Genomic DNA, 21,973 nt, shown 5'->3' on the forward strand with positions numbered 1-21,973 from the left:
AGCACGCAAGCAGCACAGCGAGGCAAGGCCCATGCAGACACGCGGCCCAGGCGCTGAAACGGCAAGACAGACTGAGACCCCGCAGGACGTTGTGCTCGATTGCGGCTGGGGGCGCCTGCTGTTCGCGCAGACCTTCGAGGACGGCGAAGCCCTGCTGGACAGCCTTCTGGAGGAACAGGAAGGTTGCCGGGACATCGCCTTCTACGTCAGCGATCCGCACGTCCTGCTCAGCCTGCGCCCGCAGCAGGTCTTCCTGGACCCGTCGCATACCTATCGCCTGGACCTGGAGGACCTGCCCGAGGAGCAGACCCACCCGGCCTTCACGGTCGCGCGCCTGGAAAGCCGCCAGGACGCCCAGGGCGTCAACACCTGCTATGCCCATCACGGCATGGTCGCGATCGACGAGGACTTCCTGCTCGCCTGCCGCGACGATCCCCGCTACATCCATCTGGTGGCGCGCGACACGGCCTCAGGCGAGGTCCTGGGCACGATCACGGGCCTGGATCACGTGGAGATCTTCGGCGATCCCGACAACGGCTCCAGCCTCTGGTGCCTGGCCGTCGCGGCCCAGGCCCCCTACCCGGGCATCGGCGTTGCCCTGGTGCTCGAACTGGCGCGCCGCCTCAGCCAGCGCGGGCGCAGCTACATGGACCTCTCGGTGCTCTATGACAACGAGGAAGCCATCGCGCTTTACGAGAAGCTGGGCTTCCGCCCGGTCCAGCGCTTTGCGCTCAAGACCCGCAACTCCATCAACGAAAAGCTCTATATCGGCCCGGCGCCCGAGCAGGACCTGAACCCCTATGCACGCCTGATCGTGGACGAGGCGCGCCGCCGCGGCATCGCCGTGGAGGTCCTGGACGCCGAGGGCGGTTTCTTCCGCCTGACCCACGGCGGACGCTCCATCGTCTGCCGCGAATCCCTGTCGGAAATGACCACGGCGATTGCCATGAGCCGCTGCGACGACAAGGCGGTGACCCAACGCCTGTTGCGCCGCGCCGGCCTGTCGGTGCCCGAACAGGTCCGCGCCGGCACGCCCGAGGAGAACGCCCGCTTCCTGGAAAAGCACGGCCAGGTCGTGGTGAAGCCCCTGCGCGGCGAACAGGGCCATGGCGTCGCCGTCGACCTGCGCACCGCCCAGGAGGTCGAGGCCGCCGTGGCCGAGGCACGGCAGCACTGCGACGTGGTCCTGCTGGAGAAATATATCGAGGGCGACGACCTGCGCGTCATCGTCATCAACCATGAAGTCGTGGCCGCCGCCGTGCGCCGCCCTGCCGAGGTCATCGGCAGCGGCAAGCACACGATCCGGCAGCTCATCGAAACCCAGAGCCGGCGCCGCGCAAAGGCCACGCACGGCGAAAGCTCGATCCCCCTGGATGTCGAGACCGAACGCTGTGTCGAGGCGGCCGGCTATTCCATGTCGGACATCCTGCCCGCCGGCCAGACGCTGCGCGTGCGCAAGGCCGCCAACCTGCACACCGGCGGTACGATTCACGACGTGACCGAGACCCTGCACCCGCACCTCTCGGCCGCCGCGGTCGAGGCGGCGCGGGCCATAGAGATTCCCGTGGTGGGCCTTGACTTCCTGGTCCCATCGCCCGAGGAGTCGGACTATGTCATCATCGAAGCCAATGAGCGGCCGGGACTGGCCAATCATGAACCCGCCCCCACGGCGCAGAAATTCATCGACCTGCTGTTCCCGCATCTTGCCGCCTGAAAGGAGGGCCTGATTCATGGCCAGCCCAAGTCCCAAGGCGCTTTCCATCGACATGGACTATCTGCAGGACGTGATGGTCCGCCTGTTGGAAACGCACTCCCCCACCGGCTACACCGACCAGGTGGTTCACATGGTCTGCCAGGAACTGGAAAGCCTGGGGATCGAGCATGAACTGACCCGGCGCGGCGCCATCCGCGGCAACATCCAGGGCAGCCGGCGCGCCCCGGACCGCGCCATCGTCGCCCATGTGGACACCATCGGCGCCATGGTGCAGGGCCTGAAGGACAACGGGCGGCTCAGCCTGGCCTCCATCGGCACCTGGTCCAGCCGCTTTGCCGAGGGCAGCCGGGTCACGGTCTTCACCGATCACGGCGCCCGCACCGGCACGATCCTGCCGCTCAAGGCCTCGGGTCATACCTTCAACGAGGGCGTGGACACTCAACCCTCGGAGTGGGACCAGGTGGAACTGCGCCTGGACGAGATCGTCTATGACCGCGCCGGTCTGGAGGAGCTGGGTCTGGCCGTCGGGGACTTCGTGGGCGTGGACAGCAACCCGCGCATCACGCCGGCGGGCTTCGTGGATGCCCGCCATCTGGACGACAAGGCGGGGGTGGCCTGCCTGCTGGCCGCGGTGAAGGCCATCATGGAATCCGATGTGCGCCTGCCCCTGGACTGCCACCCGCTGTTCACCATTTCCGAGGAGGTCGGCGTCGGCGCCTCGGCCGTGCTGCACCAGGACGTGGCCGAGATGGTGGCCATCGACACCGCACCCCAGGCGCCGGGTCAGGAGACCCTGGAAAGCTGCGTGACCATTGGCATGAAGGATTCCTCGGGACCCTTCGACTGGCACCTGACCCAGCGCATGCTGGAACTGGCACGCGACAACGAGATCCGCCACGTGCGCGACACCTTCCGCTATTACCATTGCGATGCCGCCGCCGCGCTCGAGGCCGGAAACGACCTGCGCACGGCCCTGGTCTGCTTCGGCACCGATTCCACCCACGGCTACGAGCGCACGCATCTGAAGGCGCTGCAGGGGGTCGCGGAACTGCTGACCGCCTACATGCAGAGCCCGGCCGTCATCGCCCGCGACATCAAGCCGCTGGGGTCGGCAAAGGGCTTCCCCGTCCAGCCGGTGGAAGAGGCCCGGGAACACCCCGACACCGAGCACCACGACCCCGAGCATCCGGAGAAAGGGGCGGCAGAGTAGGCACGCGCTTCCGTCGAACCTCTGACCGGAGCGGGCCAGGTCTCAGATGATGTTCTTGCGCACCCTGGAGGAAACCCATTCCGAGAAGATCACGGTGGCCAGGATCAGTGCGAAGATCACCGTGACCTGGGACCAGGCGAGCGTGTTCAGAGAACTCTGCAGCTGCAGGCCGATGCCGCCTGCCCCGACGAGGCCGAGGATCGTCGATTCCCGGATGTTGATGTCCCAGCGGAACACGCAGATCCCGGCAAATGCCGGCAGGACCTGGGGCACGATGCCGTAATCGATCACCTGCGCCCGGCTGGCCCCCGTGGCCTGAACGGCCTCGACCTGGCTTTCGTCGATCTCCTCGATCGCTTCATAGAGCAGCTTGCCCACGAAACCGATGGACCGCAGGGCGATGGCGATGATGCCGGCCAGGATACCGGGGCCGAGGATCGCGACCAGCAACAGCGCCCAGATCAGCGAATTGATCGAGCGGGAGGCGACGATCACGAACAGGGCGAAGGGGCGCAGCACCAGGTGGCTCGGCGTGGTGTTGCGGGCGGCCAGGAAGGCAACCGGCACGGCCAGGATGACACCGATCAGGGTGCCCAGCGTGGCGATGTTGATCGTGTCCCAGAGCGCGCGCCAGAGCGTGTTGACATAGGACCACTTGGGCGGCCAGGCCCGCGAGAACAGGTCCGCGGCCTGGCTGGGTGCATCCTTGACGAAGAACCATTTCGTATCGACCGTCATGATCTGCCAGCAGAACACGAAGGCCATGGCGGCGAGCAGCCAGCCCAGCCAGTGGAGCCACTGGGCGGTGGTGGTGCGGTGGCGCCAGGCAGGGCCCTGTTCCGTTTGCCAGACCGGCATTACTGGATCCACTTCCGGATATAGCCGGAGCTGTACTCGGCCAGCATGACGAAGATGATGATCAGGATCAGGATGGCGCTGGCGGTGCTGTAGTCATAGCGGTCCATCGCCGTGTTCAGCGTCGCGCCGATCCCGCCGGCGCCGACGATGCCGATCACGGCCGATTCCCGGAAATTGATGTCGAAGCGATAGAGCGACAGGCCGATCAGGCGCGGCATGACCTGGGGCTGCACCCCGTAGTTCACCACCTGCCACCAGCCGGCACCGGTGCCGCGCACCGCCTCGGCCTGGCGTGGATCGATCTCCTCGATGTCGTCGGCCAGCAGCTTGGCGAGGAACCCGATGGTGGCAAAGGACAGGGTCACGAAGCCGGCGAAGGCGCCAAAGCCGAACATGGCCACGAAGAGGATCGCGATGATGATTTCCTGGAAGGCGCGCGAAACGGAGATGATGGCGCGGCAGACGAGATAGACCGGCAGGGGCGAGATGTTGCGCGCGGCGCCCAGCCCGATGGGCACGGAGATCAGGATCCCCACCATGGTCGAACAGACCGTCATGGTGACGCTTTCCACCATGCCGCGCTGGATCTGGTCGAAGCGGCTGGTGAAATCCGGTGTCAGGAACCCCTGCAGGAAGCGGGCGCCCCGCTCGAGCCCCTCATAGGCACGTTGCCAATCCACCTCCAGCGTACCGATCGCCAGCAGCAGATAGAGCAGCGCGCCGCTGTAGATGGCCCGGCGCCAGAAGTCGTTGCGGATCAGGACGGGCGGGCGGCGCCAGCGCCGGGATACCGCCTGGACCTCGCTCATACCGTACCCGCCATGCGTTCTTCCTCGGCCGCCTTGAACGCGGCCGCGTCTGAGGCGTCCTGTGCCGCTTCGTCGGCGGCCTTGCGCATCTCGCGCCAGTCCTCCTCGCCATAGATCCGCGTCAGGGCCGCATGATCGAGTTCGGCGGGGGGGCCATCGAACACCACCTCGCCCGCGGTCAGGCCGATGACCCGGTCGACGAACATCTGGGCCAGCATGACGTCGTGGATGTTGATGATGGCGGGCAGGTCGTGCTCCCGGCAGATCTCGCAGATCAGCCGCATGATCTGGCGCGACGTCTTGGGGTCCAGCGAGGCCGTGGGTTCGTCCACCAGCAGCAGTTCCGGGTCCTGTTCCAGGGCGCGCGCGATGCCCACGCGCTGGCGCTGGCCGCCGGACAGCTCGTCCGCCCGCTTGTCCACATGATCGGACAGCCCGACGCGCTCGAGCAGTCCGAAGGCCTTGTCCACGTCCTTCTGGGCATAGCGGCGGGAGAGCGAGCGCCAGAAGGAGACATAGCCCAGGCGCCCCGACAGCACATTCTCCATGACGGTCAGGCGCTCCACCAGGGCGTACTCCTGATAGATCATGCCGATCCGACGGCGCATCGTCTTCAATTGGGTGCGGCCCAGCTTCGGGATGTCCACGTCAGAGAGCCGGATTGCTCCCGCCGTTGGCTCGACCAGGCGGTTGATGCAGCGGATCAGCGTCGACTTCCCGGCCCCCGAGGGACCGATCAGGCCCACGACCTGGCCGCGTTCGATGGAAAAGGATACGTCCTTGAGCGCAAGATCCCCGGTCTTGTAGCGCTTGGTCAGCGCTTCGATCGACAGCATTGCAACTCCTCATTCTCCTCGATCCGAAGGCGGGAGCCACCCCACGGCGGCCCCCGCCGGATCCGTGTCGGGACCGGATCAGTTGCAGGTGTAGGACACCTCGTTCGCCTCGTCGATCTGGCGGATCACCGCCCAATCTTCCTTGAAGGAGATCTCGATGAACTGGGCCTCACCGGATTTCTCGAACTCTTCCTCCAGGGCCGAACCTTCCCAGGGGAAGGAGAAGAAGGCCTCGCGGATCTTGTCCTGCAGCTCCGGCGTCAGGTTATAGACGGTGCCATAGCCCGTGGTCGGGAAGGTCTGGGACTGATAGACCGTCCGCACCTGGTCGGCGGAGATGACGTCGCGGTCGATCATGCGCGCCATGACGGAATTGGCGATGGCAGCGGCGTCGTAGTCGCCGTTCGCCACACCCAGGACCGAGGTGTCGTGGGAGCCGGAGAACCCGGCCTCGAAATCCTCTCCGGCCTCCATGTCGAATTCACTCTTCAGGATCGCCGAGGGCGCCTTGAAACCGGAGTTGGAGGTTTCCTGCGTGAAGGTGATCTCGCCGCCGCGCAGGTCCTCGATCTCCTGGACTTCCGAATCGGCCGGCACGATGATCTCCATCTCGTAGCCGAACGAGCCATCCTCGGCGGCCATCATGGCGAAGGGCCGGAAGCCGGCGCAGGCCACGGCGATGGGATTCGAGCCGGTGTTGAATCCTGCGATATGCAGGCGCCCGGCGCGCATGGCCTCCAACTGGGAGGCATTGGACTGGACGGGGAAGAACTCCACCTCCTTGCCCGTGACTTCGGACATGTGGTCCATGAACCCCTCCCAGACATCCTCGTAGACGGCCGGATCCTCCACCGGCGTGTAGGTGAAGATCAGCGTGTCGGGATCGACCAGTTCGTCTTCATTGGAGGGGATGTCAGCCACCAGGTCGCCGTCCTCGTCGGAGTAGCGGCTGTCGAGATTGAAGTCGGCATAGGCGGGTGCTGCAAGCAATGCCGCGAACATGGATGCGGCCAGAAAGGTTCTCATTTTCGCCTCCTCGAGTTATGGAAAATCAGTGGAACCGGGTGTCAGACATCCCGCTTATGGTCGCCCTGTGTTAAGCTTTCATGTTAGCCTTGTGAAAGTAATATAACGTCAAATGAAGCGGCTGTCATAGTGCGGTTGTACCGCCCCGAACAGGAACACAACCCGCCCCTTCGTCAGCAAGCGTGAACGCAAAAAAGCTGCGCAAGAGAATTGACAGACGCGCCCGGATCACGCAGTTCTAGCGCGTGAAGCAACGCCCACCATTCAGCAGCGTTGCCCAAGGTCGCCGGCTTAGCTCAGTTGGTAGAGCAACTGATTTGTAATCAGTAGGTCGCGGGTTCGACTCCTGCAGCCGGCACCATTCTTTCCAACTCGCATCTCGATTAATTCCAACTTTTATCGATGTGCTGCACACGTTTATGTGGATATAGCTGTAGCACGCCAACCTTTTTGAGCAATCGCGCTACGCTATTTGATCACCGCTTCAGTTTGCTGCTGAATTAGGTGTTTGGTCCCGGGGTTTGAAGGTGCGGTTCATGCGTTCGACCTGACCATTGGTCCAAGGATTCTTGGGCTTGATCGATCGGTGATCGATGTCGTTCTCAGCGCAAGCAAGCTCGAACGCATGGGCCCGAAACGTTTCACCATTGGCCAGGGCTTCCTTGCTGAAGGGGGCGGCCGATCCGCCTCTGCCCGGTGTCGTGTAGTGGAGGCCGTAGCACCTACGGAAGGATGATTTAGCAGTCGCCGAGACAGCGGTGCAGCGCGGACCGTGTCAGCTCCAGAATGGTTGGCTGCTGGGAATAGAGGCAGTCATCCAGCGGCAGCAGTGTGTGCTTCCTGAAGGCGACAATGATCGCTTCCTCCTCAATGGACAGCATTGTTGAGTGAACATCCTTCGCGCCGGTGCGCTGACCGGTGGTCTCAGTTCGGCTGCGCCATTTGGCAACCGTCTTCGAGTTGACCCCGTATCACTTGGACATTGTCTTCAGGCTTCCTTCACTCTGCTGTATCGCTCGACGGACTGCCGCTGTCACGCGGGCGCTCCCGTGTAGTATTTGTCCTATATCGCATCTTTCCACACTTGCATGAATAATGCATCATCAAACTATAGTGCCAAATATACATCACTTTAATCGTGCAGGACGTGCGTTTTTACTCCATGTTTTCTTTATTTTTTCTCTGGTTTAACTCACACTAAAGGGTAAATACAGAAAATAAAGCATATTTTATTTTTTCATTTGAACTGTCCTCAAAGCTGCTCTCGCGCATCGCTCACGATGCATGCGCGAGAGCAGCTTCGAAGCAAGCTGTGAGGCTGTGGCGCCTGCATTCTTCACGAACAAAGGAAAGAAGCTATGCACACGATTGACTACACTGCCCCCATTCCGTCGCTGAACGCCGCGATTCCCGGTGCTGCGTACGAATTCGACCCAGTCGAAGGGTACACATTTGCCGCGGGTGAAGGTTCACCGCTCGATTTCGACACAGTAGCTAATCGCTTACTACCCATCTGCTGTCACCTGCGGCATTATTTTGGAACAGCAGACCTGCGCATGAGCGGTCGAGCGCCGGCCAGCGCGCCGAAGTATGCACTTCATGCTTACACGTTCGATGACGCATTGTCCGAAATGCTTGAGTGCGCCAACGCAGGTTTAAAATCAGCAGATCTGAGAGGATCAGAGCTCGAATTGAGCATCAAATTCAGCAGTTTATCATCCGGCGAGACGGGATTGCATCTGCTCGTCAGTATCAACGGCGAAATCACAAACAGAATTTCTCGCGAAGATAAGAAGGCACGCGAGCAGGAGGTTCAGAAGATTCTGCATCGCTACTGCGTAAACTCCGGTGAATGGTTCATCGCATCGGGGTTTGAGTATCTACAGCTCTCATACAAACTTAGGAAAAGCGGGTTTCATCCTGCCGTACCACGCGCATGGCTTGAAGCAGATCAAGCACCTAGCATCGATGAGATGGCTGGTGTGGACGCGGTCGGTTCTTTCCATTGAGCAATAACCGATAATCAAGTGACTCGCGAGCAGTGTACTGCACGGCTCGCGAGTTTCATTTCCCCGCCTCCAAGAATTCGCTACGCCTATTTTGTTCGTGTTTTGTTTTGTACTCTCCCAGCAAACCACAGAACAGGACATGCACATGACAAAACAAGAAGCCTGGCTGACGATCGCCGACTGCGCCCAGCAGCTATGCGTTTCGACAAAGACAGTACGGCGTGCGATCAAGCGCGGAGAACTCACGGCCCACAAGAGCAAGCAGGTCTACCGGATATCACCGCGCGACTGGCGACTTTATCTCGCCGAACACTGGCCAGAGGCCCCTGCCGAGCGACAGTCATCTATGCCTGAAGAGGCTGTCCGCTCTGTCCGCAAAAGTCCAGCGTTGTCCAAGAGTTAACCCCCTGGTGTGAAAACGGCCACGCTTGAAACGAATTTTTTTAAGCGTAGCCATTCTCACACCAGGACACTGCAGTCCACACCTGTCCACCGCAGTCCAATACAACAGTCCCGACCAGTACACACCGCGTGGTGGGAGTCGCTGCTCGGGCGACGACCCCCACCACACGGAGATGAACAGGAGTCCAACATGATGGAACCACAGAACCTTGCCGTAATCGATGTTCGCAGTCAGGTCTTTGAGGATTTCTTCCCCTCTCGCGGCGTTCAGCTTGCCGCCCGCCGTGCCTGTCGGCGTATCCACGAGGCCATGGGTCAGGCGCCGGAAATCATCGAGACAGCAGATATCAGAAAGACCTACGTCGAGAACGTCGGCGCGACCGTACCCAGGCGCACCCGCACCGACGAAGCCGGCGCTCTACGTCACATCGATGACCTTCCGAATCTGCCATCCGAGCTCTGCATGCGGATCCGACAGGGCCAGGCAACGCTCGCCGATGCCATCACCGTTGCCCGGGCACAGCCTTGGGGACGGGAATGCGGGCGTATCATCGGGGCCTTGAAGCGGTACGCGGAGACGAAGAATCGTACCCCCGAGGCCATTCCCGCAGTCGAACGGACTATCAAGACCGAGCTCGCAAAGATGAGTGCCGCGGATTTCGGTGTGACCCAAAAATCCTTCGGGACTTTGCGCGCGCGGATATTGCGCGGTGTCCGGGCCGTGGATTTTCATCGGCACACCCGCTTGTCCGCCGCTGCGCTCAGCGGATCGTGGCGTGTGCTGACCGATACGGTCCGCCGCGATCATCCCGAACTCCAGGGTGATCTGGCGAAAATCTGGTCGCTTGTCGATTACTGCTGGCAGCGCAACTTGGGCCCGGATGACGTGGATGATTCCGTCGTCCAGGATCTCCTGGCCTATCTTGAAGCGCACCAAGTTGAGGGGCCTTTCAAGCGCACGCGCGCGACGGTGTATTCCTGGGAACGTCTGCAAAACCACGTATCCGGTTGGCCAAGTGCACAGCTCTCCCGCCTCTATGCTGATGGCAATTCAGGTCGGGTCTCGGCGCACTTTGTAGACCTCCCTGGGCACACCCAACAGCTCTGGCATGCCTTTACAGCCGCCATGCGCAAGACGGACAAACCCGAAGACCTGGCAGATCTGGTACCCCCTGAGGACAGCGCCGACCCCTTCGCGGGTGCTGGTCTCGATCAATCCGCTCCAGACATAACGGGAAGCTATGGTGAAACAAGCCTGAAAAGCCTGAGACACCACTGGCTCATCTGCGTGAAGGCGCACCTTGAAGAAACCGGTGCATACCCCGCTCGGCTTTCCGACGTCACGACGCGCGAGACCCTGACACGTGTAGTCAGGGAGATGGACGCACGCCAAGCCGCGCGCAGCAAAGGCCAGACACCCTCACGGCAGGGCATCTACAAGAAGGCCATTCTGACGTCTGCAATCGCCTGGGCTCGGTATGATCTCTGTCCTGAAGAGCACATCAACAAGCTCCAACTCATGCGCGATCACGTGGATCCACACTTGCTCGGCAAGTATACGAACGCCTTGGGCGAGACCAAGCGTCGGTATGAGCATTACAAGATGGGGGCGCGACACAAGGAGCGTCTCAGGCAGTTCAACGATCCCCTTGCGATTGTCACATGGTACAATCTTCCAGAATGTTTGGTCACCGAGGCCAAAACCCGGCTGGCGCGGTCCGACAAAGATCTCGAGGCGATGAACCTCGCTTTGGTCGCTGTCCTCCACCGCATTCTGCGCTGCGCTCCGCTGCGCCGCAGAAATCTTGCCGGTCTGCGTATTTCAGGCCCCAGTCCGCAGGTCACCCTGCCGCCAGCAGGCCGCGGCAAAGGCCGCATCACAATCGAGGCCGAGCAAGTCAAGAATGAACGTCAGATCGACATCGAGCTGGATCAAGAAGCCGTGAGTCTCCTGCGCTGGTGGATCCAGGAGGTCCGTCCCCTCCTCGCCAGGTCGGTCGGTGCTGCTCCGGACAACGTGTTCTTGTTCCCGGCTCAAGGGGATCAGCATCGCGCCAAGGAGCTTCTGAACTACCACTTCCGAAAGACCAACGAGCGCCATGGGGGGTTCCGGATGAATCTGCATTTAGCGCGTCATTTGACCGCAAAGATACTGCTCGACAGTGATCCCGCGCAGATGGACCTGGTTCAGAACCTGCTCGGGCACAAAAGCCGACGGGTCACGGAAAGCTACTATGCCGAGGTTCAACAGATCCTTGTGCAACGCCGCTGGCACGAAATCCTCGATCAGGCCAGCCAAAGCGCCCGCCTCTCTCTGAAGCGGAAAGGATTTACATCATGACCGCAATCAATCACCGTCCCACGACCACAGACCAACTGACCCAAGAAACCGCAACCTGGCCGGCAGACGCCGGCCAGGCCTGGCGCGAGGCGCACGACCCGCTGTGGGGTCCTCTGAATTGGGCTCCTGAATCACGCTATACCTATGCCCGGGTCTTTACCCGGTACCTGGAAACAGCCCGCAAAGCCGGATTACCGGAAGACGCTGTCTGTCTCCTCACTCCGACCGGGGTGAAGCACTTCATTCGTGAGAACCAGGGGAGTGCGTCACCACGCACGTTACACGGCTACATTCATCAGCTCATCGAAGTCGCAAAGGTGGTCAATCCGGAGCACATTAGGTCGGGAAAATTGGACTGGCTTTATCAGACCCGTGCCAATCTCTTTCCCATTGCCGCCAGCTCACCGAAACGGCGACATGATCTCCTCGTGTCCGCGGTCGACTTAACTTGGGTTGCGCATTCGGCTCTAGTCGAAGCATGTGATCTGTCAGGTTGGAAGGCAACTCAGCGGTACCGGGATGGAATGTTCATCCTGCTCGGGCTCTATGTCCCCGAACGCCGCCGTGCGCTTTGCAGTTTGCAGCTGGACCAGATCGATCTGGAAGGCGGGGCCATCCACTTCGATGCATCACAGATCAAAACCCGACAGGAGCACAGTTGGTGTATCCCTGACGGCGTGGTGGAGGTGATACAAAGCTGGTGTGAGAAATGGCGTCCAAGATATGCCCAAGAAAGCGTATCATCGCTTTTCATCAGTGCACGCGGAACACCCGTCGTGGACGCAACCCTCTATGCCGCCATGCGCGAGCTCTGCCGGGAGAAGCTGGGCGTGGCTGTGTCTCCCCACATAATGCGGCACGCATCTGCGACCACACTGCTCGAGCAAGAGCCCGAGCGGGCCGATCTGGTGACCCTCCTACTCAGACACAACAGTCCGAAAACGAGGGCAGAGTACACAGAGCGCGCAAACGCGATCCTGGCGAGCCGGAAGGCAAGCGATACGATACGTGCAGTCGGTGAGATGGCTGCCAGGGAATTGCGCACTCGGCGCAGCCATTGAGCGTCTTGCTTACCTGCCATCAATCCGGCCCCAACCTCTCCACTCAGGAGGGAATTTCATCAAGAGGACATTCTAACCCATTGATTATAATATTATAATCAGGTTCTCCGAGTTTTGAGCGATTTCGCGGCTTGCTTTTGCCCTGCAAAAGGGGGAACGGCTTCGCCGTTCGGGGGAGAAGTGCAGGGATATGCCGGGTTCAAAGGGGTGCAGATATCATAATAATATCTCTCCTATTCCACCCTGGGGTAGACAAGGGCTTCGCCTTATCCAAGCGTGACAGACTTGTCTCACGATTTTCCTGGTTTGTTCTTAGCTGTTTGCTTCAACGGTTTGCTCAAGCGTTGTGCGCCGCTTGCGCAGCACCTTAATGTACGTAAAGGACATGACCGCGATCAGGCTTAGAAAAACCGCCAGGAACGTGGCATTGGCGCCGCATAGTCAGCAAGAACAGCAACACAGCTGCGCATGAAGCCGACACTTTACTTCCAGAGGATTTCAGCGCCCCAAGTGCCAGATCTGACCCGTATGGGAAAAATAGAGCGCTGGGCACCGGACAACCACGTAAACTAACTATTAATCTTCTCAAAAAGACAAAAAAATTTTGTGTCGCGCTTGCGCGAATGATCCATGGGACTATATCTCTTAGTACGAGGCGCGATGATTGGAATTTTCTAAAGCTCCACTCCATCAAATCTCGGCTCTTAGTCCGCCGCGCAGGCGGCTAAGAAAGTAAAGACGAAATTTAGTCTCGTCGTATCTTGTTGAACCGCCGCGCAGGCGGATCGGGCTCGGCGCCGGTCTTTCCGGCCCGGGCCACCAAGAGAGTAGGCCGCCGTGCAGGCGGCTAAAAAAGTAAAGACGCGACCCAGGTCTCGTCGCATCCTGCTGAACCGCCGCGCAGGCGGATCGGGCCCGGCGCCGGCCTTCCCGGCCATCAAGCGTGATGCGAGTCCTTTGCCTTCTCCAGCCTCGCTTCTCGGGGGTTGTAGCGATACTCAGCGATCGTTCCGGCCCTGATATACTCAACAGCTTCGTCAATTACCTTCAGCGGAACCAGGAACCATTCGCGCGGAACGACCGGATTGCCAAAGCGGTCCTTAATCTCGATGTCCAGGCGCGCCGGGCTGAAGATGCGGTGAATCAGGTTTTCCAGCTTTGTGGAATTGATGTTGTAGAGCTCGTAGGTGGCGACGACCTCCACATCGGCCAGCAGGAATGTCGGCTGAAGACGCGCGCCGGCAATGCGCTTGTCGACCTCCGTATTCGTCACGCCGATCTTGTGGACCAGATTGCGGTTCTCCGCGACCAGCGGGTAGTCTGACTTGCTGCGCAGGACATAAACGGTCCCGCTGGCCTGATCCGTCTCCCCCTGCTCGCCGGAAAAGAGCGGGCCTGCCACCGGTTCGGTGATACGACGCCCGGCTTCATCCTTGTTCAGGGCACGCTGTAGCGAGCGCATCAGCATGTTGCTCTCGGTGCCATTGTCGAAGATGACGCGCAGCCGCGCATCGGTCCGCCCTTGCTCCGTGAGTGTCGTTTCCCCCATATCGGCGATGTAGGACTTCTGCCCGCCGACGATGAAGAAACGGCCCTGCTGAATCTCCGCCTTCATCTCGAAGGGGCGCGTTTCGCGCACCCCGTTGTCGAGATCCCTCTGCACCTGTTCGAACAGCGGTTTGAAGGTCTCGAAATCCCTGCAGCGCTCCCGATTGGCAATTTCCTCGGCCGCCTTCTTCTCGGCGCTCGAGCGCACATGCTTCAGCTCCGTGATGCCCCCGCTTTCCGCTTCGACGCCCAAGGCGTCCAGCAGAGCTTCATCATCCATCTCCTCGGCAATGGCCTCTGCAGCCCCCTGTGCCTCCTCCTTCAAAAGGCCTTGATGATCCATTGGCTCCACCAGATTGCGGCACTCCTCCTGCTCGCGGATGCGATCCAGGCGCACGGCATAGAGGCGCTCGAAAATATCATGATCTTCTCCATGGCGCGGCGGATGCCCGTGTTCCTCCACAAAGCGCTGGATTTCCTCAAACCCCGCGATGATTCGCTCTTCCTTTGGAGTCCGGGTGGGCGCGCTCTTCTCCTCGACCTCGACGCCCAGCTCGGCCAGAAGCGCATCATCATCGTCCGTGAAGTCAGCCACGCGCCGCCTCCGCTTTCATGCGCTGCAGGAAGGCCACGCCCTCAGCCATACGCCGTTCCCAGGCATCCAGCGAGCTGAGGGAAGGCACCCGCCCGCGCTCCTGCTTGAACCTGAGGGCCCGTTTGGCAAGGTCGCGTGCCTCTTCGTGGGTCAGCTTCACCTTCTTGGCCGAAATGACGGCCTCCACCTGCTTCAAGCTTTCTTCGCTCATGGTCTTGGCCAGAATAGCATAGGCTTCGCTGAAGGGATTGATCCGGTCGATCATGTCAATATCCAGCTCGCGCACATCCATTGTGATCTTCCGCACCCCGTCGATCAGGGCCGTATTCCCGCTGACCTCTTCGTCCTGTTGCTCGGCCGCAGCCGCCTTGCCTTGCTGCGTCAGGTTCAGGGCGGCAATGGCGTGCTGGCGCACCGCCTCCTGGTCCTCCTCGTCCAGCTCGGGGTATTGCTCCTTGACGATCTTGCCCATGGCAACCTGCGTCAGCTCTTCCGGCACAAGCTCCTCGTCGAACAGGCCGCGCTCCACCGTGGTCTTGTCCTGAACGAAGGCGGTGACCAATTCATTCAGGTCTTCCTTGCAGATACGTTCGGCTTCCTTGCTCTTGGGCTCGCTCAATCCCTTGATCTCGATCTGGAAGGTGCCGGTCTCTTCGTTGAAACCGGTGTTGCACTTGCCGGAGTCATAACCACCCTCACCGTAATCAAACCCCTCCGCGGGTTCATTCTCGGGGTGTTTCGGGATGAAATTGAAGCGTGGCGCCAGCACCTGTTCCATCAGCAGGCTGGCCGCGATCGCTTTCAGCGTGTCGTTGACCGCCTCGGTCACCGCGTCTTCCGCGGCATCGGGTTCCGCGATCAGGTTGGTAAACCGGGCGCGTGTCTTTCCCTCAGCATCCCGTGTCGCACGGCCAATGATCTGCACGATCTCGGTCAGGCTCGCCCGATAACCGACGGTCAGTGCGTGTTCGCACCAGACCCAGTCAAAGCCTTCCTTGGCCATACCCAGGGCGATGATCAGGTCCACATAGTCACGATCATCGTTGAGTGCAGGGTCCTTCAGCGCTGCGGTCACACGGGCCCGTTTCCCGGGATCGTCATCAACCAGGTCGGCAACCTTCAGGACCTGCCCATCGGGCCGCTTGACCAGGTGGAATCCCGACTGGGGGGCGGTGCCCTGCCATTCGCCCAACTCGTCGATGATGTGCTCGACCTCCCGAATCTTGTCCTTCGTGCTTTCGCGCGAGTTCACGTTCGGGATGTGAATGATCGTCTTTTCCCCGGGATCCAGCACGTTCAGGATCTCATCCGAATAGGCGCCAGAATAGAAGTAATAGCCGATATCCAGTTGTTTCAGGTAGCGGTAGCCGTTCAACTGTTCATAATAAGTATAGGTGACAATATCGAACCGCGCCTCGTCCTCCGGCATCAGGACCGGTTCCGCATCCCCACGGAAATAGGACCCGGTCATCGCAACAACATGCACGCGGTCGCGTTCGATGAAGGCGCCCAGGCGTGCGCCCAGCTTGTTGTCGGGATTGGCCGAGACGTGATGAAACTCATCCACGGCAATCAAGCGGTCGTCAAAGGCCGCAATCCCGTACTGCTCGACGGCGAAACGAAAGGTGGCATGGGTACAGACCAGCACCTGGTCATCACTCTCAAGGAAGGTTCCCACCGCCTTGACCTTGCCGCCGTCGCTGCCCGGCGCATCGCAGAGATTCCATTTCGGTGCGACGGACCAGTCGGCCCAAAAACCATACTGGGTTAGCGGCTCGTCATGGAAGCTCGCGCCAATGGACCTCTCGGGCACGACAATGATGGCCTGCTTCAGGCCCTGATTGTGCAGCTTATCCAGCGCGATGTACATCAGCGCCCGGCTCTTGCCCGAGGCCGGCGGCGACTTGATCAGAAGATATTGCTCGCCCCGCTTTTCATAGGCCCGCTCCTGCATCGGGCGCATACCCAACTCATTCGCCTTGGTCGAGTTGCCATTCTGGGCGTAGGTGACGGAGACCGAAGGGACGGATTCTTGATTCTGGTTGATCATTGCGTCACCGCCTTTCTTCTGTTTGTTCTGCCGTCTCGGCCTTATCCGGCAGGTAAGAAACACCTATATCTTCGCCTTCCGTAATTGCCTGAATTAGCGAGCGTTTGTTGTACGGGGCCACCACTCCTCTACGCTTTTCCGGATCGAAAAAAATTTTACGCCAAACCACGGACGGCCCACTGGTAAACGCGTTGCCAAAATCAAGAAAAACTTGCTTCTCCGACGCATTCCAATCGTGCAGGATCCGGCTTCGTCCATACCAGTCCAGTTGATAGGCAAGCGGATTGTGCTGAAGTGGGTCGCGATGCAGACCCATCTGAAAATAGCTTGCATCGAGCTCTCCTCGAAGCCCATCTACAATCCAGATCATGTTTCCATAGAACTTTTCGCGTGAAGATCTTTCTTCATTTCGAATCGGTGAATGTTGAAACTCAACGACTAGGCCGTGAGCGGTCTTGACATCTGCAAGATGTCGTTCGCCGGTTTGCTGATCTACATGTACGATCTCTTGCCAATCCTCTGGAAACTCAGATTTCCAAGCTCGGTGCCACTTCGTCTCGTTCTCCCACCAAGAATCACACATTTCACGAGACTTATGCGCCCAGTGCCAGACTTTTGTTCGCCCGCACTTCGCCATCATTTCTTCTCCGCAATTCGCGCAAATGCCACGCTTTTTCGGTTCGGCAGTGCTCCGTACATTTTCGACTAGCGCAAATTTCACGACGCCTCCTTCGTTGATCTCGGAGAGGTCATCTTCGTATAAAGCTCGAAGAGTTTTTCCAATCGTTCGGTATCATTACGGAAGCGGCGGCCGATATAGATGCGTTCCAGCACCTCGTCGTTGCGATCATGCGCGGCGCGCAGATCGGCGGGCATCTTCTCGGGATCATAGAGATCGGCGATAGTCTCGGGAAAATGCGCTTCGCGCGCCAGAAGAAGATCTTCAGCGCACCTGGTCAGATCTCTTTTGTTCTTCTCGGTGAGCTTAGGAACGGGAAATGTATTCCATCCAAGAGTATTAGAGAAACGAAAATCTGTCTTAATCTTCCCGCAAACTGTTGCTATCCATATGAGGGAAAGTCTAGAGGCGAAAACAGCGATGTTCCAGAATGGTGGGTCGTAGAAAGAGAAAGCTCCATCACCAACTATCGCGCCTTTTGGAAGTGATATTACAGGATAGTAGTCCCTACCTTCAGATGAGTGACGGGGAATCTGAAAAACTAACTCACTACCAGTCTGCCTAATCTGTTGAAATAAAAATGGAGATAATGCGCCATTTTTAGTAAGTTCTTTCTTGCTTTTTTCCCTCATTTTACGGACCAACGAGAAGCGCTCAGCAAACTCATCGATATTCTGTAAAACATCATACTCTTCGCGAGTCGCCCAAATGCAATATCGACCAATACCATGCGTTGCATCATGTGCTCCAAAGAAAGGACGAACTACATGCGAATAAAATGGAGCAGCTTTCTTAAGTCTATTTGCAATATCTAAATCGAAAATTAGCCCTCCCCCATCAGCTGGCTTGTTCCCGTTCACAACTGGGGCCATACCATTTCTTGGATTGGTCTCATTCTTTACATAAATATCTCTATATGGGACTAAATACGCGTTGATATTCTCCACATTTTTTACAATATTGCTGCCCCCATCGAAATGCATTATCTTGCCGGGATTCCGGGATAACCCTACAATGCAAACAGTCACGCCGGCATTCTTGCTTGCAAGATTCGACCACTTAAAAGATGTGACCGCGAAAGAGATGCGCACACCATCAGAAATGCACTGTGGCCAGAAGCGATAGACCTGCTCTCCTTGGCAGACGGAGTTGGTTGTTACGAAAGCCGCTTCAGCTTTGCAGTCATTCAAGAACAATCGTGCCTTCTGGAAGAATCCCAAAATATAATCGAATGACTTCCAAGTAGGAAACGTCTCTCCAAATATGGCCTGCATTTCGCTTTTCTGAACACTGTCCTGCTCGGTTCCGCCCTTATAAGGCGGATTCCCGCAGATATAGGTTTCGCCGCCTTCGTTCTCGAAGTCGATCTGCGCTTGGTTGAGCGGCGAATGGAACAAATCGTCGGCATGGTGCTTCACACCGGTTCCGGTTGGCGGACAGATACTCAGCCAGTCGAGCCGAAGGGCGTTGCCGCAGGTGATCCAGTTCATGGCATTGAGCGGTAAGAATTCGGCCAGAGCTTCCTGCTGTCCGCGATAGAGCACATCGCACTGATATTCGGCGATGATTAGCGCCAGCCGCGCTACTTCGGCAGAGAAATCCCGCAATTCGATGCCACGAAAATTGGTGAGCGGAATTTCCGTGCGACGATCGGCTTCCCCGCGCCGTCTGTTGATCTCGGCCTCGATCGCCCGCATTTCCTTGTAGGCAATCACCAGGAAGTTACCGGAGCCGCAGGCTGGGTCGAAGACCCGGATCCTGGAGATACGCCGGCGCAAGTTGAGAAGCTTTCGGGTATTGTCCCCCGCGTCTTCAAGTTTCTCGCGCAGATCATCCAGGAACAGCGGATTCAACACCTTCAGGATGTTGGGCACACTGGTGTAGTGCATGCCCAGCGCACCGCGCTCTTCATCATCGGCCACGGCCTGGATCATGGAGCCGAAGATGTCCGGGTTCACCTTCTGCCAGTCCAGATGTCCGATGTGGATCAGATACGAGCGTGCCATGCGGCTGAAGCGCGGCACCACCGTGCTGCCGGAGAACAGACCGCCGTTCACATAGGGAAAGACATTGGCCCAGTTTGGTAACGCGGCAGATGGGCGCTCGGCTATGGGCGTATTCATGGCGCGGAACAGCTCGCCAATGACCTCGTGCGTGTTCGAGGAGTCCTTGGCGCTCATCTGTTCAATGGTCGCGGTGAACAGCCCCGTGTTGTGAAAGATGCCGGTATCCTCGGCAAAGAAACAGAAGATCAGGCGGGCCATGAAGTGATTCATGTCCGGGCGATAGTCGTCGGTATCCCAATCAGGATTGCAGCGAAGCAATTCCACATAGAGGCGATTCAGGCGGCTGGTCGCCTTGATGTCGAAGGTGTTCTCGCGAATCTGCCGGACCGTCGTGATACCGGCCAGAGGCAGGAAAAAGCCAAACTGGTCGGGAAAATCGACATGGCGGCAGGCAATCGTTTCGCCAGAGTTGAGGTCCTCGGCTTCCAGGTCCAGGCCATCGGTGGCCAGGATGAACTTCACCCTGTTCCTGGGATTGTTGGTGGCGGCACTGTCCCTCAGTTCTGCCAGCGTCGAGGTGACCTGTCCTTCGGGTGCAACCTTGATGTGGATGTTGTTGATCTGCAGCACGCCACCCAAGTCGGACTTGTTGGAGGCACCCGAACGCAGGCGCTTGATGGTTGTTTGCTTGTTGCCGAAGGCCTGCAGGAAGGAAAAGGGAAACTCCTCCGCATCAAAGGGCTGCTCCACAAGCGCAGAGACGGCTTCCTCGATCTCGACGGCGTTCACGGCGTGTCTACCCCTGTATCCATTTATCTGAGGCCAAAGCTATCCATCATGGACCGCGTTGGCGAGACCTTCTCGGTCATGGCTAGGCCAGCCCTATCGCCGAACCTCACTCCCCCATTAATGACCGAAGCAACACACTTCAACGTAGTCTGGATATCATCGGTTCAGCCCGGCCCGCTTCAGTCCTGCCATGAGGCCAAACAGCTGGAATTTTCTTGCACTGGCTGAACCAAATTTGGGAGCGAGATCAAATCAACCAGTGATTCCAGTCCGCAAATGTATAAAGCTTTGGGGTCAGGTCACTCTCTCTATATATGCTTGGCACGGCTCTGCCAGAATTTTCCTATACCCTCAGCCAACCATCACACTGCGTCCGACATCGAATGCATCCTTTAGAGCGCCATGCCCTTCAAGGCCTTCTACACAATAGGGGTTCAGAAACTGGCGTCCTGCGAAGAGCTTTTGATCGACAGGACTCAGCGCGGCTTCGTCACAGACCGATTGCCAGGTTTCGGCAAGGGTTGCTATCTGGGTTTCGATGAGCGATGCGGCTTCATCCTTCGTCAGATGGAAATCCGGTGCAGCCTCCAGGCACGTGGCAATTGTACTGGCGCGGGCTACCCCCTTGATCAGCATCGCTTGTGAAGCCTCGCCGCCCGCCCGGTTTTGCGGACAGATATCATAGGCAGGCGTTAACCTCAGTGCCTTGCCGTCCCAGAAGGCCGCGTGATTGCGTGCATGATCATCGGTATTGCCGCACAGAATGTTGAAACAAAGACGCCCGTAGAGTTCTTTGAGAGTCTCATCCGGATCCGTGAAGCGATGGCGGATAAGTTCCGCAAGGTCCTCATAAGACGCGTATCGCGCCATCATTTCATCAAGACCCAGCATGGTCAGCCCCGAGACCATGGCGCGGCGTGTCCAGCCCTGTGCTGCCTGTTCACGATCAAAGCGTTCGATGAGCAACACGTCTTTGCCGGCCGCTTGTGTGATGGATACTTGTGCTGCGTGCAGACCACAGGCTGCAGCCAGCCTCATGGCGATGAACTCCGCTTTCACAACACTATGCGTGTCTGTGCTCGACGAAAACTTGGCAATGTATTTTCGATCCTCACCATCGATCAGAGCCTTGGGGCGCGCACCCCCAATGGACGTGCCGTGGTTGAGCGCCTGGTCGAGCGCCGGGGTGAGCGGCAGCCCCTTTTCGATGCGCTCGGCTGCCTCTAGCAACTCTTCGAAAGAGGCTTCTGCGGCAAGGCGTGGCACATAGTCCTTCGAAGACGTCTGGAAGTCGAGCGCGCCGATCCGGTCCGAGCCGGATTGCAGCAGATAGGTGATTTCACTGATGTCCGGAATCCCCGCAGCGTCGGGTTTGGCGCCGGTCAGGCGGTTGATGATAACACGCCGCCCCCAGGCATCCGGCGAGCCGTCCCGAATACAGCTGGGCATGGTCAGACCCGGCTTTGGCGCGATGGTGCCGCGTTGCAGCGGGAGCTCTGGCTCATAGATGGGGATCGCATTCTTGCGGTCCCGATAGCTGGCACCATAGGTAAAGAGCAGACGGTCACCATCCTGCGTTAGCCGGCCGGCCACCACCGGCTCGGTTTCGCCCGGCAACCATATCCAGACAAAGGCCTCTGTCGCATCCGTCTTAGAAGTCATCATCAACCTCCTTCATGGACGGGCGGACATGCTTCGGGAGCAATGTGAGCTTCTCGTCCAGACGCGCATTATGCATCTGCAGTGAGCGCTCATCATATTCGAACAGGCGCACACCGACGATCGCAGCGACCTCGAAAACCAGGCCAACCTCCGGGCCGGGCTCGCCGTACTCTATCCGTCGCAAAGTCTTGCGCGTGATGCCGGCGCGCTCGGCAAGCTCTGCCGCCGTCATTCCACGCTCAATCCTGCCGACCTTGATCAGTTTCCCAAGGATCGAGAGTGCCTGTTTCGTGATGCGTGAATAGCTGCGTGTTCGCTTCATTCTCATACCAGTATGGATAACTTATGATCCATATCATCAATTTATGAGCCTTTAAC

The 21,973-nt window shown here is 58.9% G+C and carries 16 protein-coding genes, 1 tRNA gene and 1 pseudogene; 7 read left to right on the forward strand and 11 right to left on the reverse strand.

Going from position 1 to position 21,973, the window contains the following annotated elements:
• The first annotated feature begins 31 nt into the window (after nucleotides 1-31).
• Nucleotides 32-1,714: an N-acetylglutaminylglutamine synthetase gene (ngg, locus tag BP38_RS20990; RefSeq protein ID WP_051609447.1), complete on the forward strand. Its 1,683-nt coding sequence runs from the start codon at nucleotides 32-34 to the stop codon at nucleotides 1,712-1,714.
• Between the two features lie 16 nt (nucleotides 1,715-1,730).
• Nucleotides 1,731-2,924, forward strand: a complete 1,194-nt coding sequence (locus BP38_RS20995; protein ID WP_051609438.1) for an osmoprotectant NAGGN system M42 family peptidase — start codon at nucleotides 1,731-1,733, stop codon at nucleotides 2,922-2,924.
• Between the two features lie 42 nt (nucleotides 2,925-2,966).
• On the opposite strand, the gene phnE (BP38_RS0115450) is transcribed toward BP38_RS20995, so the two are convergent.
• From phnE (BP38_RS0115450) to phnD, 4 genes are all read right to left on the reverse strand, one after another.
• Nucleotides 2,967-3,782, reverse strand: coding sequence for a phosphonate ABC transporter, permease protein PhnE (gene phnE, locus BP38_RS0115450; protein WP_026988471.1), 816 nt, complete (start codon nucleotides 3,780-3,782; stop codon nucleotides 2,967-2,969).
• Entirely contained in the window at nucleotides 3,782-4,591 is an 810-nt protein-coding gene (gene phnE, locus BP38_RS0115455) for a phosphonate ABC transporter, permease protein PhnE (protein WP_026988472.1), read from the reverse strand. The genes phnE (BP38_RS0115450) and phnE (BP38_RS0115455) overlap by 1 nt, the downstream gene beginning before the upstream one ends.
• Nucleotides 4,588-5,427 (reverse strand): phosphonate ABC transporter ATP-binding protein, encoded by an 840-nt coding sequence (gene phnC / locus BP38_RS0115460; protein WP_026988473.1) that lies wholly within the window; start codon nucleotides 5,425-5,427, stop codon nucleotides 4,588-4,590. Before phnC ends, phnE (BP38_RS0115455) begins: the two co-directional genes overlap by 4 nt.
• A gap of 78 nt (nucleotides 5,428-5,505) precedes the next feature.
• Entirely contained in the window at nucleotides 5,506-6,453 is a 948-nt protein-coding gene (gene phnD / locus BP38_RS0115465; RefSeq protein ID WP_026988474.1) for a phosphate/phosphite/phosphonate ABC transporter substrate-binding protein, read from the reverse strand.
• A 285-nt stretch (nucleotides 6,454-6,738) separates the two neighbouring features.
• On the opposite strand from phnD, the gene BP38_RS0115470 reads away from it, so the two are divergent.
• A tRNA-Thr gene (locus tag BP38_RS0115470) sits at nucleotides 6,739-6,814 on the forward strand.
• A gap of 388 nt (nucleotides 6,815-7,202) precedes the next feature.
• On the opposite strand, the pseudogene BP38_RS23385 reads toward BP38_RS0115470, so the two are convergent.
• Nucleotides 7,203-7,520: pseudogene (locus BP38_RS23385) on the reverse strand (IS481 family transposase); the annotation flags it as partial.
• A 291-nt stretch (nucleotides 7,521-7,811) separates the two neighbouring features.
• Between BP38_RS23385 and BP38_RS0115480 the strand changes: the two are divergent.
• From BP38_RS0115480 to BP38_RS0115495, 4 genes are all read left to right on the forward strand, one after another.
• Nucleotides 7,812-8,462 (forward strand): hypothetical protein, encoded by a 651-nt coding sequence (locus BP38_RS0115480; protein ID WP_026988475.1) that lies wholly within the window; start codon nucleotides 7,812-7,814, stop codon nucleotides 8,460-8,462.
• A 145-nt stretch (nucleotides 8,463-8,607) separates the two neighbouring features.
• Nucleotides 8,608-8,865 (forward strand): helix-turn-helix domain-containing protein, encoded by a 258-nt coding sequence (locus tag BP38_RS23350; protein WP_162175174.1) that lies wholly within the window; start codon nucleotides 8,608-8,610, stop codon nucleotides 8,863-8,865.
• Nucleotides 8,866-9,054: 189 nt separating this feature from the next.
• Complete coding sequence (locus tag BP38_RS0115490) at nucleotides 9,055-11,205, forward strand: tyrosine-type recombinase/integrase (protein WP_026988477.1); 2,151 nt, start codon at nucleotides 9,055-9,057, stop codon at nucleotides 11,203-11,205.
• Complete coding sequence (locus tag BP38_RS0115495) at nucleotides 11,202-12,266, forward strand: tyrosine-type recombinase/integrase (protein ID WP_026988478.1); 1,065 nt, start codon at nucleotides 11,202-11,204, stop codon at nucleotides 12,264-12,266. Before BP38_RS0115490 ends, BP38_RS0115495 begins: the two co-directional genes overlap by 4 nt.
• A 937-nt stretch (nucleotides 12,267-13,203) precedes the next feature.
• On the opposite strand, the gene BP38_RS0115500 is transcribed toward BP38_RS0115495, so the two are convergent.
• From BP38_RS0115500 to BP38_RS0115525, 6 genes are all read right to left on the reverse strand, one after another.
• Nucleotides 13,204-14,409 (reverse strand): GIY-YIG nuclease family protein, encoded by a 1,206-nt coding sequence (locus BP38_RS0115500; RefSeq protein WP_026988479.1) that lies wholly within the window; start codon nucleotides 14,407-14,409, stop codon nucleotides 13,204-13,206.
• On the reverse strand, nucleotides 14,402-16,459 hold the full coding sequence (locus BP38_RS0115505) for a DEAD/DEAH box helicase (protein WP_026988480.1): 2,058 nt from the start codon (nucleotides 16,457-16,459) through the stop codon (nucleotides 14,402-14,404). The genes BP38_RS0115500 and BP38_RS0115505 overlap by 8 nt, the downstream gene beginning before the upstream one ends.
• A gap of 4 nt (nucleotides 16,460-16,463) precedes the next feature.
• Nucleotides 16,464-17,180, reverse strand: a complete 717-nt coding sequence (locus BP38_RS22355) for a competence protein CoiA (RefSeq protein WP_162175175.1) — start codon at nucleotides 17,178-17,180, stop codon at nucleotides 16,464-16,466.
• Nucleotides 17,177-19,933, reverse strand: coding sequence for a class I SAM-dependent DNA methyltransferase (locus BP38_RS0115515; protein WP_026988481.1), 2,757 nt, complete (start codon nucleotides 19,931-19,933; stop codon nucleotides 17,177-17,179). The genes BP38_RS22355 and BP38_RS0115515 overlap by 4 nt, the downstream gene beginning before the upstream one ends.
• A 351-nt stretch (nucleotides 19,934-20,284) precedes the next feature.
• Complete coding sequence (locus BP38_RS0115520; protein ID WP_322098969.1) at nucleotides 20,285-21,550, reverse strand: type II toxin-antitoxin system HipA family toxin; 1,266 nt, start codon at nucleotides 21,548-21,550, stop codon at nucleotides 20,285-20,287.
• A 34-nt stretch (nucleotides 21,551-21,584) separates the two neighbouring features.
• A complete protein-coding gene (locus BP38_RS0115525; RefSeq protein ID WP_026988483.1) occupies nucleotides 21,585-21,917 on the reverse strand; it encodes a helix-turn-helix transcriptional regulator in 333 nt (110 codons plus the stop codon).
• Nucleotides 21,918-21,973 lie beyond the last annotated feature (56 nt).

The organism is Fodinicurvata fenggangensis DSM 21160 (assembly GCF_000686045.1).
Taxonomy (GTDB): domain Bacteria; phylum Pseudomonadota; class Alphaproteobacteria; order Kiloniellales; family DSM-21159; genus Fodinicurvata; species Fodinicurvata fenggangensis.

Bases quoted from the DNA above. Each gene is read 5' to 3' on its own strand.
- BP38_RS0115525 (WP_026988483.1), bottom strand. From the start codon at position 21,917: ATGAAGCGAACACGCAGCTATTCACGCATCACGAAACAGGCACTCTCG.
- ngg (WP_051609447.1), top strand. From the start codon at position 32: ATGCAGACACGCGGCCCAGGCGCTGAAACGGCAAGACAGACTGAGACC.
- BP38_RS0115480 (WP_026988475.1), top strand. From the start codon at position 7,812: ATGCACACGATTGACTACACTGCCCCCATTCCGTCGCTGAACGCCGCG.
- BP38_RS20995 (WP_051609438.1), top strand. From the start codon at position 1,731: ATGGCCAGCCCAAGTCCCAAGGCGCTTTCCATCGACATGGACTATCTG.
- BP38_RS0115490 (WP_026988477.1), top strand. From the start codon at position 9,055: ATGATGGAACCACAGAACCTTGCCGTAATCGATGTTCGCAGTCAGGTC.
- phnE (WP_026988472.1), bottom strand. From the start codon at position 4,591: ATGAGCGAGGTCCAGGCGGTATCCCGGCGCTGGCGCCGCCCGCCCGTC.
- BP38_RS0115495 (WP_026988478.1), top strand. From the start codon at position 11,202: ATGACCGCAATCAATCACCGTCCCACGACCACAGACCAACTGACCCAA.
- phnD (WP_026988474.1), bottom strand. From the start codon at position 6,453: ATGAGAACCTTTCTGGCCGCATCCATGTTCGCGGCATTGCTTGCAGCA.
- phnC (WP_026988473.1), bottom strand. From the start codon at position 5,427: ATGCTGTCGATCGAAGCGCTGACCAAGCGCTACAAGACCGGGGATCTT.
- phnE (WP_026988471.1), bottom strand. From the start codon at position 3,782: ATGCCGGTCTGGCAAACGGAACAGGGCCCTGCCTGGCGCCACCGCACC.
- BP38_RS23350 (WP_162175174.1), top strand. From the start codon at position 8,608: ATGACAAAACAAGAAGCCTGGCTGACGATCGCCGACTGCGCCCAGCAG.
- BP38_RS0115505 (WP_026988480.1), bottom strand. From the start codon at position 16,459: ATGATCAACCAGAATCAAGAATCCGTCCCTTCGGTCTCCGTCACCTAC.